Below are 12,464 nucleotides of genomic sequence, written 5' to 3'. Positions count from 1 at the left end.
CTAAGGACAACTGATGTCGGATGTCATCGCACTGGCCAAGGATCTGATCCGCCGCCCCTCCGTTACCCCCCTCGATGAAGGGTGCCAGACCCTGATGGCGGAGCGCCTCGCCAGGATCGGATTCGTTATCGAGCCCATGGTGTTTGAGGACACCACCAATCTCTGGGCCCGCCGTGGCAGCGAGGGGCCACTGTTCTGCTTCGCCGGTCACACCGACGTGGTGCCCGCCGGGCCGCTGGACAAATGGCACACCCCGCCGTTCGAGCCGACCATCAAGGATGGTGTGCTCTACGGGCGCGGCGCCGCCGACATGAAGGGCTCGCTGGCTTCCATGGTGGTGGCAGTCGAGCGCTTCGTGGCCGAGCATCCGGATCACACAGGGTCCATCGCCTTTCTCATCACCTCCGATGAGGAGGGGCCCTTTATCAATGGCACCACCCGGGTGATCGACACCCTGGAGGCCCGCAACGAGAAGATCCGCTGGTGCATCGTCGGCGAGCCCTCCTCTACCGCCGTGGTGGGGGATGTGGTGAAAAATGGCCGCCGCGGCTCCATCACTGGTGATCTGCTGGTGCGCGGAGTGCAGGGCCATGTCGCCTACCCCCATCTGGCGGACAACCCCATTCACAAAGCCGCGCCAGCGCTGGCGGAACTCGCCGCCACCGTGTGGGATGAGGGTAACGCCTACTTCCCCCCCACCAGCTTCCAGATCGCCAACATCTCGGCCGGCACCGGCGCCTCCAACGTCATTCCGGGCGAGCTGCAGGTCCAGTTCAACTTCCGCTTCAGCACCGAACTGACCGACATGGATATCCGCGAACGGGTCGAAGCGCTGCTGGATAAACACGGCCTCGATTATCAGCTGAGCTGGACCCTCTCCGGCCAGCCGTTCCTCACCGACACCGGCGCGCTGCTCGATGCGGCCGTGGCGGCCATCGAACAGGTTAATGGTCAGCGACCGGCCCTGCTCACCACCGGCGGCACCTCCGACGGGCGCTTTATCGCCCCCACCGGCGCCGAGGTGATTGAACTTGGCCCCGTCAACGCTACCATTCACAAGGTGAACGAGTGCGTGAAGGCGGACGATCTGGATCTGCTGGCCGACATGTACCAAGGGGTGCTCGAGAGATTGCTGGCATGACGCAGGAACAACTGCTGGGGCTCGACGAGAGTCACCTAATTCTGGTGGGGCGCGGCCCCCATCGTCTGACCGCCGCCACCGCGGCGGCCTTCAACGACATGCAGGTGGCTGCCGCCTATGAGGGGTTCAACCTGCAGGCGGCCTCCAGCTGGCGGGGCTTTGATCGCCAGCTCGCCATCTGGAATGGCAAGTGGCGCGGCGAGCGGCCGCTGCTCGATGCCAACAGCCAGCCCATCGATGCCCTGCAACTAAGCGAGGTGGAGCGGCTGCACGCCATCCTGCGCTGGAGTGCCCTGCCCGGCACCAGTCGTCACCACTGGGGGACCGATCTCGACATCTACGACCCGGACTGTTTGCCTGCCGATACCAAACTGGCACTGGAGCCCTGGGAGTATGAAGCCGGGGGCTGGTTTGCAGATCTCAGCGAGTGGCTCAGCGACCATATGAGCGACTTCGGCTTCTTCCTCCCTTATGCCAAGCCGGTCGGGGCAGAGAGCGGGGTCGCCTACGAGCCCTGGCATATCAGCTTCTCGCTGGAGTCCGATGAGCAGCGGCTCGATCCCGCGGCACTGGCGCTTTGTCTGCAACAGGCGGATATTGAAGGCAAGTCGACCATATTGGCCAACCTTGATGAAATTTTGGCCCGTTATGTCACCACCTGTCCTGACGAAAGGAAAATCCCATGAATCTCTGGCTGTGGATAGGGTTGCCGATGCTGTTCCTGCTCGGGCTGTTTCTCAATGCCATCAAAGACATGAAACGGCTGGAAAAACAGTTACCCAACTACAAGGACAAGATCCGCGAAGTGAAGGATGACGAGGACGACTGAATCCCGCCCCATCCCGTGGGGAGCGCCCTTGTGCTCCCCTCTCCCTCTGCTGTGCCGTTTCGCTTTTCCCCGCCCTTTCCTCCCTGCGCATCCTGAAATCGACGCTCCTTTGACTCCGCTTTCGATAACCCCGTCACTGTCAGAATATGGCGCGGCCATGCTGAAAAAAGGGATGAAAAATGTAAGAAAGTGCAAATTGATGCACAAATAAGCCACACAAGGGGGGCCTAACTGCATATAATGTGCCTACTTTGCACATTACCAGGAAGGAGTTCGCCCTTGGATGCCGCTACCATCAACAGTTTCTTTTTTGTCGCTGCCCTGTTGGTGGGAGCCAGCGTACTGTTGAGCGCCCTCTCTTCCCGCCTCGGTATTCCCATTCTGGTTATCTTCCTCGCCGTCGGCATGCTGGCCGGTGAGGATGGCCCCGGTGGCATCCACTTCGCTGACTACTCCATCGCCTATCTGGTGGGCAACCTGGCGCTCGCCATCATCCTGCTCGACGGCGGCATGCGCACCCGGGTCTCCTCGTTCCGGGTGGCGCTCTGGCCTGCCCTGTCGCTGGCGACGGTCGGGGTGGCCATCACCACCGGCCTGACGGGTCTCGCCGCCGCCTGGCTGTTTGACCTCAACCTGATGCAGGGGATGCTGATCGGTGCCATCGTCGGCTCCACCGATGCGGCGGCGGTTTTCTCCCTGCTTGGCGGACGCAGCCTCAACGAGCGGGTGAGCGCGACGCTGGAGATAGAGTCAGGCAGCAACGACCCCATGGCGGTGTTTCTCACCGTCACCCTGATCGAGGTGCTCGCCACCGCCCAACAAGGGCTGGATGGGGGCTTCCTGCTGCTGCAACTGGTCAAGCAGTTTGGTCTTGGCGCCGGGATTGGCCTTGGCGGCGGCTGGCTGCTGTGGCGTCTTATCAACACAGCCCGCCTGGCGCCGGGGCTCTATCCGCTGCTCACCGTCAGCGGCGGTCTGCTGATCTTCGCCCTCACCACGGCGGTCGGTGGCAGCGGCATTCTCGCCATCTATCTCACCGGTCTGTTGCTCGGTAACCTCGCCCTGCGCAGCCGCAGCACCACATTGTCGGTGCTGGACGGTCTGACCTGGCTCAGCCAAATCGGCATGTTTCTGGTGCTGGGGCTGCTCGCCTCCCCCCACAAGCTGCTGCCCATCGCCCTGCCCGCGCTGGCGCTGGCGATGTGGATGATCCTGTTTGCCCGCCCGGTATCGGTCTGGATTGGGCTGCTGCCGTTCAAGAACTTCGCCCCCCGCGAGCGCTGGTTTATCTCCTGGGTCGGCCTGCGCGGCGCCGTGCCCATCATTCTGGCGGTGTTCCCCATGATGGCGGGGCTGCCCAACGCCCAGCTCTACTTCAATGTCGCCTTCTTCGTGGTGCTGGTCTCGCTGATTTTGCAGGGCAGCTCGCTGCCGCTGGCCTCAAAACTGGCGCGGGTGGAGGTACCGGCACCGCCGTCCCCCATCAACCGCTCCGGGCTCGAAATCGATCTCGACAGCCAGTGGGAGACCTTCGTCTACCAGCTGGGGGAGGAGAAGTGGTGCATCGGCTCGCCGCTGCGGGATCTGCAGATGCCTACCGGCACCCGGATCTGTGCCCTGTTTCGTGGCCGCGAGCTGCTCCACCCCTCGGGCAGTACCTGTCTGCAGGCCGATGACATCCTCTGCGTGATCGGTCACGAACGTGACCTCCCCGCCCTCGGCCAGCTCTTTAGTCAGGCGCCGGAGCAGGATCTCGGCCCCCGCTTCTTCGGTGACTTCCTGCTGGAAGCGGCCGCGCGGCTGGTGGATCTCGCCCCCCTCTACGGGCTGGATGTGAGCGAGGTGGCGGATCAGACACTGGGTGATTTTATTGCCAGTCAGTTGGGCGATAATCTGGTGGTCGGTGACAACATCGAATGGCAGGGCCTGATCTGGACCGTGGCCGAAATGGACGAGAGCGTGCCGAGCAAGATCGGGGTGCGCTTTCAGGAAGAGGACCCGGTCTGACCGACCGTCCCGTATCAAGTCCCCAGCAAGAAGGGAGAGAGTTATGCCATATCAAAGTTTGCTGTCCGGCCCCCTGCCCCCCGCAGCCAACCTGGGGGTGATTGAAGGCTTTTTTGGCAAGGGATGGAGCTGGCAGGCCCGCGCCCGTTACGCCCAGTGGCTGCCGCGCCACGGTTACGGTTTCTATATCTATGCCCCGAAAGAGGATGGCTATCTGCGCAAGCATTGGGCCCTCCCCTGGCCCGAGCAGCAGCTGGCCGATCTCGCCGAGCTGGCGCGCCAGTGCCGCGCCAACGGGCTCGCCTTCGGGGTGGGCTTGAGCCCCATGGGGGCGCATCACGACTATGATCGCAAACGCTCGGCACTGCTTGAGAAAGTGCGCCTCATCGACGAGATGCTCCAGCCCGACATTCTGGCGGTGCTGTTTGACGACATGAAGGGGGATACCCCGGACCTGGCCCGTCACCAGCTCACCATCGCCCACGACATCGCGGCCCACAGCAAGGCAAGCCGCCTTATCTTCTGCCCCAGCTACTACTCGACCGATCCGGTGCTGGAGAAGGTGTTTGGCGCCATGCCCCCCCGCTATCTGGAGGAGCTTGGCGAGCAGCTCGATCGCCGTTTCGAGATCTTCTGGACTGGCCCCAAGGTCTGCTCCAGCGAATATCCGGCCAGCCACCTCAAACAGGTGACCGAACTGCTCGGCCGCAAGCCCTTCCTGTGGGACAACTACCCGGTTAACGATGGCAGCAAGGCGAGCAGCTACCTGCACCTGCGCGCCTTCGAGAACCGCCCCGCCGAGCTGGCGGAGCTGGTCGCTGGCCACGCGGTCAACCCGATGAAGCAGGCGGCGCTCTCCGCCCTGCCCCTCGCTACCCTGCCAATGAGCTACCGGCTCGGCAAGCAGTACGATCCCGACAAGGCACTGCACGCCGCCCTCAACGCCACCTGCGGCCCGCAGATCTCGGCGATGATCGAGGCCGACTTGCCGCTGTTTCAGGATCTGGGGCTGGCACAGCTCACCCCCGAGCAGATTGCTGCCCTCAAGACGCGCTACCTGCCGTTTCGCGATCAAGCCTGCGTCGACGAAATCGTGCGCTGGCTGGATGGGGAGTATGTGTTCGACCCCGACTGCCTGACCGACTAAACCGCCCCCTGCGGGGGAAGAAAGGAGGTTGTATGGATGCACACCTGCTTTACCAGAATCTGGCGGTGATCGCCGCCTTCTTGCTGGTCTACAGCCTGATCGCGGGGCGCTTCGAGTCAAAACTGGTCAACGGCCCTCTGCTCTTTCTGCTGACCGGCTGGTTACTGGGGCCGGGAGGGCTGGAGCTGCTCTCCCTCTCTATCGACAGCGCCGGCATCAAGCTGCTGGCCGAGCTGACGCTGGTCATCGTGCTGTTCAACGATGCCGCCAACACCAACTGGCAGGTATTGCTGGCCAACCGCCAGCTCCCCATCCGGCTGCTGCTGATTGGCCTGCCCCTCACCCTGCTTTGTGGCGCCCTGTTTGGCCACTGGATCTTCCCCGACTTGCCACTGCTGGAGATGGCCATCCTCTCCACCATTCTTGCCCCCACCGATGCGGCGCTCGGCAAAGCGGTGGTCAGCAACCCCGCGGTGCCTGCACCTGTGCGTGAAGGGCTCAATCAGGAGAGCGGCCTCAACGACGGCATCTGCGTACCGGTGCTGCTTCTGCTGCTGGCTCTTATCGCCCCCACCGAGCAGCACGCAGGCACCGCCACTCTGGCTATCACCCTGATGCTGGAGGAGATCGGCATTGGCCTGCTGGTCGCCTTTGTGCTGACCAGCCTCACCATCCGGCTGCTGAAAATCTCCTATCTCAACGGCTGGCAACTGCCGCTCTGGCGCCAGCTCACCATGCCGGGGCTGGCCCTGCTCTGCTTTGCACTGGCCCAGACTCTCGGTGGCAGCGGCTTTATCGCCGCCTTTGTCGGCGGCCTCTTTATCGGCCACCGGCTCGGCGAGCACAAGCACGCCTATATGGACAGCTGCGAAGGCTACGGCGACCTGCTCTCCGTGGTGATCTGGATGGTGTTTGGCGCGACCCTGATGCCCATTCTGCCGGAGCTGCTGCACTGGCAATACTGGCTCTATGCCATTGCCAGCCTCACCCTGCTGCGGATGGTGCCGGTTTGGCTGAGCCTCATCGGTACCGGCCTCAAGCCGGAGCTCAAGCTCTTTATCGGCTGGTTCGGGCCGCGGGGCCTTGCCAGTATCGTCTTTGCGGTGATGGTGCTGCAAAACGAGCCAGCCCTGATTGGCCAGCGCCCCATCATCGCCACCGTGCTCTGCACCATCATATTGAGCGTCATCCTGCACGGCCTCACCGCCAACCCCTGGGTCGAGCGTTTCAAGCCTCACTGAGCCACCCTGCGCCCATAAAAAATGCCACCGATCGGTGGCATTTTTCTTTTCTGGCGAGGGTCACTGACGGCGCTCAGCCGAGCGCCAGCCAGACTCCCACCCCCAGCATCAGGGTACCGGCGATGCGGTTCATCAAGGTGACGTTGCCGCTCTTGGCGAGGAAGTGGCGCAGAGTGCGGCCACCGCTTGCGTAGAGCAGCAGGCAGGAGAACTCGATGACCAGAATAAGCGCCACCAGCGCGCCGATCTGCGGCGCCATCGGCTTGTCGGCAGAGATAAAGGGGGGCAGCAGGGAGATCATGAAGGCCCACCCCTTGGGATTGGCGATGGCGGTGACAAAGCCCTGCAGCGCCAGCCCCATGGCGCTGGTCTGCTGACCGGCCGAGAGATCCGCCGGAATGGCCATCTTCCCCTTGGCCTGCCACATCTGAATGCCGAGCCACACCAGATAGGCCCCCCCCACATATTTGAAGGCGGCGAAGATGGCCGGGTAGTTGAGCATGATGGCTGCCACCCCGATCACCGACAGCACCGAGACCAGCCCGACACCGATCAGCTCCCCCCACATCATGTGCAGGGTGCGGCGCACCCCCAGGCTCATCCCCAGGGTCATCGACAGGGTCATGCACATGCCGGGGGTCACCGAGACAAAGAAAAAGGTCGGGATAAACAGAGCCAGAATGGCCGGATCGATCCAGCTGGACACAACACACCTCCATATGACGAGAGCGGGAAATCACGAAAACGGGACAGGATTGATACAACCCAGCCAGTTGTACCACATATTCAGGGGATAAAGCGCTCAATCATGCCTAAATGGCTCCTTTCTCACAAGAAAAAACCTTTTCTTCAGCACATTTCAGCAATAAAAGCCTGTGACAGCTCCTGACGTGCATGTGTAAGATGTCGGCTCCTCCAATTCCGGATTAGAGCCATTTATGTCATTGAATAATCTATCAATACGCGTTCAGGTCTTGATACCTTTGCTGCTGGCCAGCCTGCTGATGATGGTGATGATCGCCATCAGCAAACAGGGTCTGGATGAAGCCATCAATGACATAGATGAGACGACCCAGACCGTGGTCCAGCACAAGGACGATATTGCCAAACTGATCCACGCCACCTACCGGCTGCGCACCAGCGCCATCTATGGCCTCTACGATGCCAAGCTGTTTGCCGCTCTGCCCGCAAACCTCAACAGCGCAGAGCAGGAGATCAACGCCATCCTCAGCCGTCTGGTGCTCCCCGGTGCCGAGCAGGATAACCGTCAGGTCGCTGCCGCCCTGCAGGCCTACCTTGGCCACACCCGCAACAACATGCTGCCGCTGCTAGCGCAAAAACATCAGGGTGGCGGCGATCCGGTCGCCTACGAGGCGGCTCGCCTCCATTTCCGCGAGCTGGGTGAACAGCTGATCAAGCAGATAGACAGCATGTCCGCCCACATCAACCAGCTGATCCAGCAAGAGCTGGCCGAAGAGCAGGCCCACTACGACGCCACCCTGCTGCGTACCCTGCTGCTCACCGCCGGTACCCTGCTGGCGGCGCTGATCTGTGGCTGGGTCCTCTCCGGTCGCATCGTCAGTCCCATCGGTCAGCTGCAAGAGGTGATGCACGCCGTGGCGCAAGGGCGCTTCAACGTGCGCGCCAAAGCGGAGGGCAACAACGAGCTGACCCGTCTGGCCAAAGATATCAACCTCACCCTTACCCAGCTCGGCAACACCATCGAGAACCTGACCGGGATCAGCAACAGCGTCGCCTCCGCCGCCACCGAGCTGGCCGCCGTGATGACCCAGTCAGAGGCCAATGCAAAACAGCAGCACAGCGAGATCGAACAGGTCGCCTCCGCCGTGACCGAACTCTCCAGCACCGCTGACAACGTCAACCACAACGCCGCCATCGCCGATGAGCTGGCGCGGGATGCCAATGGCCGGGTCGAACAGGGGCTCGCCCTCTTTACCGAAAGCATCGCCGCCAACAGCCGGATGGCGGGCAGTCTGGAAGATGCTGCCGCCATCGTGGCCCAGCTCAAATCCCAGTCCGAGCAGATCGGCAAGGTAATTGAAGTGATTCAGGGGATCTCCGAGCAGACCAACCTGCTGGCGCTCAATGCCGCCATCGAAGCGGCCCGTGCCGGTGAAACGGGTCGCGGTTTTGCGGTGGTGGCCGACGAAGTGAGAATGCTGGCGGCCCGTACCCAGGACTCCACCAAGGAGATCCAGGCCATCATCGAGCGGCTGCAGAGCCAGTCCCAATCCGCCAACAACGGCGTGCAGGAGACCCTGGAGATCCTCAGCCATAACCAGCGCTTGTCGGCTCAGGTGCAGGATCTGCTAAGCGGCATTACCGGTGCCGTGCGCCAGATCAACGACGCCAACGCCCAGGTCGCCACTGCCGCCGAGGAGCAGTCCTGCGTCACTGCCGACATCAACCGCAACATCACCAATATTCACGAGATCGTGAGCCAGAGCTCCGCCGGCATCAGCCAGAGCGCCAGTGCCAGCAACGAGCTCTCCCAGCTCGCCGAGCAGCAACGCAAACAGCTGGCTCAATTCCAGCTGTAAGCGCACAAAGTGAACCAGACAAAAAGGCCCGCAAGGGCCTTTCTTGTTGATGGAGCAATGGCTTTGTCTCTGTTTTAAACGCCATTTTTTGGCTTGTGGCGCCATAAGGGGCTGGGCTGCCCTGTCAAATATCGGTATGGTAGAGGCACGTTACTCCCCCTCACGTGAGCACACCATGAGCCTGAGATTCAAGAAACCCGCTTTTATCGCCCTGGGGCTCATCGCCCTCATTTCCGCCGCCTGGCTCGACTACTACCTGCCGGAGCACACCATCGCTACCATCACTGGGGTCGAGGTGAAGCGCACCGACAAGGATGGCCCCATCAGCCAGAAAAACCCGGCTGACGGCCCCACCACCGACGTCTATTACATCTACACCGAACGCCCCGGCGAGAAGATCCGGGTGTTTCGCAATGAAGATACCGAGTGGGGCTGGCCCTTCTACTTCAAGTTCAACGCCGCCGACGTCCAAGCCAAGGCCAAGTCGATGGAGTTCGAGAAACGCCTGGCCATCATCACCTCCTACGGCTGGCGCGTGAACATGTTCTCCATGTTCCCCAACGTCACCAAGATCGAGAGCACAGAGCCTGACGCCTCCACCTGGAGCTTCTTCCGCTGGTTCTGGTTCGGCCTCTGGGCACTGGTGATGGGTAAAGCCGCCATCGCAACCTGGCGCTACTTCGATCGTCTTGAGGACGAGATATGAGTGAGCCGAGCAAGACCCGCACCAGCTTCTACCGGCGGCTCTACGTGGCCTGGCTGATCAGCCAGGGCACGGATACGGTACCTGCCATCATGGAGGCGACCGGCATGCCGCGCCGCACCGCGCAAGATACCCTGAGCGCGCTGGCCGAGCTCGACATCAGCTGCGCCTTCGAGCAGACCGAGGGGGCTCGCCACCTGCAGGGACACTACCGCATCAGCGACTGGGGCCCGATCAATCCGGCATGGATCAAGGCTCAACTGCCGCTTATCAAGGAGACGCTGAGCTATCCCTGATCAGGGCGCTAAGCAACAATAAAAAAGAGGGGCCAGCTGACAAGGCTGGCCCCTCTTTTTTCAGGCCGATGGCGTGACAGGTGGCCCTACTCGGGCATGGCCGAATCCTCAAGTTCTCCGTCAGACTCGCCGCGGGTGCAGTCAATGATGGAGCGCTTGGGGTTGTTGGGATCGCGCAAAAGCAGAGGGGCTGAGCCCTCGTCATGCTTCTGCTCGTCGCCAAACTCGCTGCCGTAGGCGTTGTGGGTCAAGCGGCGGGCATTGGCGATGGGGGTATCAACAAACAGGGCGTGCACTTCGAAGCTGGAGGCGGGCACGATAAAACCGACCACCGGCAGGCCGTGCAGCTCCTCGTGCACCTTGTACCAGGCAAAGCCATCGCTCACCTTGTAGGGGGTGTAGTTGGCCAGTTGTAGATTGGCGGGCCTGCCCGTCTCATCCACATAGAGATCGGTAAATTCACAGGTCGCCAGCCCCTGCCACATCCGCTCAAATGGCGTCGCACAGCCTGTCAGTTGCAACCCGGCCAGCAGCACCAAGCCTCTCTTCCACATTCCCCGCCCCTTCTTGCAAAAATGAACCGGCGCTCAGTCAAACGCCCGCAGCCGCGTCACCAGCAGATCAATAAAGCCCGGACGATCCAGCCCCAACAATACCAGCGCATTGGCTGGCTTGCCGGTCAGACCATAACGATCCACCACCGTCATCCCCACGGTATGCTCCCCGCTGGTCTCGATATCGACCCGGCACTCGACCCCGTGGAACAGCTCGGGAGCCAGCAACCAGGCAATGGTACAGGGGTCGTGGAGCGGTGCACCAGCAAATCCCCACTTGGGATCCCGATGGTAGATCATGAAAAAGTCGAGCAGCCCGGCCACACACTGGGCCACCGGATTGGTGATGGCGCGCACCCGCTCGATATCCTCGTCCATCACCTGCGCCTCGTGGGTCACATCAAGGCCACACATGGTGATGGGGATACCCGACTTAAAGACCATATCGGCCGCTTCCGGGTCCACATAAATATTGAATTCCGCGGCCGGCGTCCAGTTGCCAGCCCCTGCGGTGCCCCCCATCAAGACAATGCGGGCAATCTTGGGTTTGAGCTCGGGATGCGCCGCCAGCAGCAGGGCGATATTGGTCAGCGGCCCGGTCGGCACCAGGGTCACAGGTTCTAGGCTCTCGCGCAGACATTTGGCCATCAATTCAAGCCCAGTCATGGCCTGTGGCGCAAAGGCAGGATCAGGCAGTTTGGGGCCATCGAGACCCGATTCGCCATGGACGTTGTCGGCGATGATAAGCTCCCGGGCCAGCGGTTTCGGCGCCCCCGCCGCCACCGGAATATCGTCGCGCCCCAGCAAGGTGAGGATGCGCAGGGCATTGTTGAGGGTCTTGTCCGGTGTCTGGTTGCCCGCGCTGGTGGTAACCGCCAGCACCTTCAGTTCAGGGCTGGCCAGCGCCAGAATGAGGGCGATGGCGTCGTCGTGGCCGGGATCACAATCAAGAATAACGGGCAGTGCCATGGGATGAGTCCTTACAACATAACAGGGAGCCATACCTTAACAAGCAAGCCTCGGATGAACTCGGGAAGGGGTCACAAAACGGGGCCTTGTTGCTGACCTGGGCGGTTTGCACGGCACGCCACCTAGCTCAACACGGCTCACTATCAAAAGTTTGCATGGCGTCATGCCGTTCATTTTCCGAGGCAGCGCACCACCCATTCGCCCGGCCGCGCCGGTTCGGGTATGATCGCCCCCCGTTTCCAGCCTGTGCCACCTATGTCCGTTATCGTCGACACCTTTATTGCCCCGCCCTGCAATGCCGCCATCGAGATCCTGTTCGAGGATGAGCACCTGTTGCTCATCAACAAGCCGAGCGGCCTGCTGAGTCTGTCAGGCAAGAACCCGCAGAACCTCGACTCGGTTCACTATCGACTGGTGCAGGATTTCCCAGACTGCACCCTGGTGCATCGCCTCGATTTTGGCACCTCAGGTATCATGGTGGTGGCCAGAAACAAGGCCATCAATGCCCTGCTCTGCCAGCAGTTCAGTCAGCGGGCGGTGAGCAAGGCCTACAGCGCCCTGCTGTGCGGTCATCTGGCCAGTGATGAAGGAGTTATCGACGCCCCTATCGCCAAGGACCCGGCCATTTTCCCGCTGATGAAGATCTGCGCCTCCAGCGGCAAACCCGCCCGCTCCCGCTATCAGGTGATTGAGCGGCTGGAGTTGCAGATGCAGGGGCAGACCGTTCCCCTGACCTGGGTACGACTGGTGCCACAGACCGGCCGAACCCATCAGCTGCGCATCCACAGCCAGCTGCTGGGCCACCCCATCCTCGGCTGCGATCTCTATGGCGGCCTGCTGCAACCCGGCTGCGAACAGGCGCCGCGGCTGATGCTGCATGCCAGCGAGCTGGATTTTGCTCATCCGGTGAGCGGCGAGCCGATGCAGATCCGCTGTGCCGCGCCTTTTTAGGAGCAATCAGTAGAGGCCGTCAGTAGATGGCAATAGACGCGAGTGCGGCGGGAATAGAGAAAGGC

Annotated in this window: 13 protein-coding genes; 10 read left to right on the top strand and 3 right to left on the bottom strand. The window is 61.8% G+C overall.

Annotated elements, in window-relative coordinates; translation table 11 throughout:
• Positions 1-13: 13 nt before the first annotated feature.
• The 6 genes from dapE (at position 14) to AB5Y73_RS06005 (ending at position 6,365) form a co-directional block, all read left to right on the top strand.
• Positions 14-1,141 (top strand): succinyl-diaminopimelate desuccinylase, encoded by a 1,128-nt coding sequence (gene dapE, locus AB5Y73_RS06030; protein ID WP_139443987.1) that lies wholly within the window; start codon positions 14-16, stop codon positions 1,139-1,141.
• Complete coding sequence (locus tag AB5Y73_RS06025; protein ID WP_181497469.1) at positions 1,138-1,827, top strand: M15 family metallopeptidase; 690 nt, start codon at positions 1,138-1,140, stop codon at positions 1,825-1,827. Before dapE ends, AB5Y73_RS06025 begins: the two co-directional genes overlap by 4 nt.
• Entirely contained in the window at positions 1,824-1,970 is a 147-nt protein-coding gene (locus AB5Y73_RS06020; protein WP_181497470.1) for a hypothetical protein, read from the top strand. The genes AB5Y73_RS06025 and AB5Y73_RS06020 overlap by 4 nt, the downstream gene beginning before the upstream one ends.
• A 279-nt stretch (positions 1,971-2,249) precedes the next feature.
• Entirely contained in the window at positions 2,250-3,977 is a 1,728-nt protein-coding gene (locus AB5Y73_RS06015; RefSeq protein ID WP_005359340.1) for a potassium/proton antiporter, read from the top strand.
• Positions 3,978-4,020: 43 nt separating this feature from the next.
• Positions 4,021-5,124, top strand: coding sequence for a beta-N-acetylglucosaminidase domain-containing protein (locus tag AB5Y73_RS06010; protein WP_118854046.1), 1,104 nt, complete (start codon positions 4,021-4,023; stop codon positions 5,122-5,124).
• Between the two features lie 32 nt (positions 5,125-5,156).
• Positions 5,157-6,365 (top strand): sodium:proton antiporter, encoded by a 1,209-nt coding sequence (locus AB5Y73_RS06005; protein WP_118854047.1) that lies wholly within the window; start codon positions 5,157-5,159, stop codon positions 6,363-6,365.
• A 73-nt stretch (positions 6,366-6,438) separates the two neighbouring features.
• On the opposite strand, the gene AB5Y73_RS06000 is transcribed toward AB5Y73_RS06005, so the two are convergent.
• Positions 6,439-7,071 (bottom strand): LysE family translocator, encoded by a 633-nt coding sequence (locus tag AB5Y73_RS06000; RefSeq protein ID WP_151286120.1) that lies wholly within the window; start codon positions 7,069-7,071, stop codon positions 6,439-6,441.
• Positions 7,072-7,303: 232 nt separating this feature from the next.
• Here AB5Y73_RS06000 and AB5Y73_RS05995 point away from each other — a divergent pair, with 232 nt between their 5' ends.
• The 3 genes from AB5Y73_RS05995 (at position 7,304) to AB5Y73_RS05985 (ending at position 9,925) form a co-directional block, all read left to right on the top strand.
• Positions 7,304-8,926 carry a methyl-accepting chemotaxis protein gene (locus AB5Y73_RS05995; RefSeq protein WP_151286119.1) on the top strand — a complete coding sequence of 541 codons (1,623 nt, stop codon included), beginning with the start codon at positions 7,304-7,306 and terminating at the stop codon, positions 8,924-8,926.
• A gap of 175 nt (positions 8,927-9,101) precedes the next feature.
• Entirely contained in the window at positions 9,102-9,632 is a 531-nt protein-coding gene (locus AB5Y73_RS05990; protein ID WP_005337948.1) for a DUF1523 family protein, read from the top strand.
• Entirely contained in the window at positions 9,629-9,925 is a 297-nt protein-coding gene (locus AB5Y73_RS05985) for a helix-turn-helix domain-containing protein (RefSeq protein ID WP_005344341.1), read from the top strand. Before AB5Y73_RS05990 ends, AB5Y73_RS05985 begins: the two co-directional genes overlap by 4 nt.
• A gap of 86 nt (positions 9,926-10,011) precedes the next feature.
• On the opposite strand, the gene AB5Y73_RS05980 is transcribed toward AB5Y73_RS05985, so the two are convergent.
• On the bottom strand, positions 10,012-10,479 hold the full coding sequence (locus AB5Y73_RS05980; RefSeq protein ID WP_005350434.1) for a hypothetical protein: 468 nt from the start codon (positions 10,477-10,479) through the stop codon (positions 10,012-10,014).
• A 33-nt stretch (positions 10,480-10,512) separates the two neighbouring features.
• On the bottom strand, positions 10,513-11,448 hold the full coding sequence (gene rihA / locus AB5Y73_RS05975; protein WP_139411204.1) for a pyrimidine-specific ribonucleoside hydrolase RihA: 936 nt from the start codon (positions 11,446-11,448) through the stop codon (positions 10,513-10,515).
• Positions 11,449-11,670: 222 nt separating this feature from the next.
• Between rihA and AB5Y73_RS05970 the strand changes: the two genes are divergently transcribed.
• Positions 11,671-12,399 (top strand): RluA family pseudouridine synthase, encoded by a 729-nt coding sequence (locus AB5Y73_RS05970; RefSeq protein ID WP_181294931.1) that lies wholly within the window; start codon positions 11,671-11,673, stop codon positions 12,397-12,399.
• Positions 12,400-12,464 lie beyond the last annotated feature (65 nt).

The organism is Aeromonas sp. s7(2024), assembly GCF_040907825.1.
Taxonomy (GTDB): domain Bacteria; phylum Pseudomonadota; class Gammaproteobacteria; order Enterobacterales; family Aeromonadaceae; genus Aeromonas; species Aeromonas veronii.
The sequence above is the reverse complement of the archived record's forward strand: the minus strand, read 5'-3'. Positions and strand labels throughout refer to the sequence as shown.

Excerpts from the sequence above, each read along its gene's own strand:
- AB5Y73_RS06025 (WP_181497469.1), top strand. The coding sequence starts at position 1,138 with ATGACGCAGGAACAACTGCTGGGGCTCGACGAGAGTCACCTAATTCTG.
- AB5Y73_RS05985 (WP_005344341.1), top strand. The coding sequence starts at position 9,629 with ATGAGTGAGCCGAGCAAGACCCGCACCAGCTTCTACCGGCGGCTCTAC.
- rihA (WP_139411204.1), bottom strand. The coding sequence starts at position 11,448 with ATGGCACTGCCCGTTATTCTTGATTGTGATCCCGGCCACGACGACGCC.
- AB5Y73_RS06010 (WP_118854046.1), top strand. The coding sequence starts at position 4,021 with ATGCCATATCAAAGTTTGCTGTCCGGCCCCCTGCCCCCCGCAGCCAAC.
- dapE (WP_139443987.1), top strand. The coding sequence starts at position 14 with ATGTCGGATGTCATCGCACTGGCCAAGGATCTGATCCGCCGCCCCTCC.
- AB5Y73_RS05995 (WP_151286119.1), top strand. The coding sequence starts at position 7,304 with ATGTCATTGAATAATCTATCAATACGCGTTCAGGTCTTGATACCTTTG.
- AB5Y73_RS05980 (WP_005350434.1), bottom strand. The coding sequence starts at position 10,479 with ATGTGGAAGAGAGGCTTGGTGCTGCTGGCCGGGTTGCAACTGACAGGC.
- AB5Y73_RS06020 (WP_181497470.1), top strand. The coding sequence starts at position 1,824 with ATGAATCTCTGGCTGTGGATAGGGTTGCCGATGCTGTTCCTGCTCGGG.
- AB5Y73_RS05990 (WP_005337948.1), top strand. The coding sequence starts at position 9,102 with ATGAGCCTGAGATTCAAGAAACCCGCTTTTATCGCCCTGGGGCTCATC.
- AB5Y73_RS06005 (WP_118854047.1), top strand. The coding sequence starts at position 5,157 with ATGGATGCACACCTGCTTTACCAGAATCTGGCGGTGATCGCCGCCTTC.
- AB5Y73_RS05970 (WP_181294931.1), top strand. The coding sequence starts at position 11,671 with ATGATCGCCCCCCGTTTCCAGCCTGTGCCACCTATGTCCGTTATCGTC.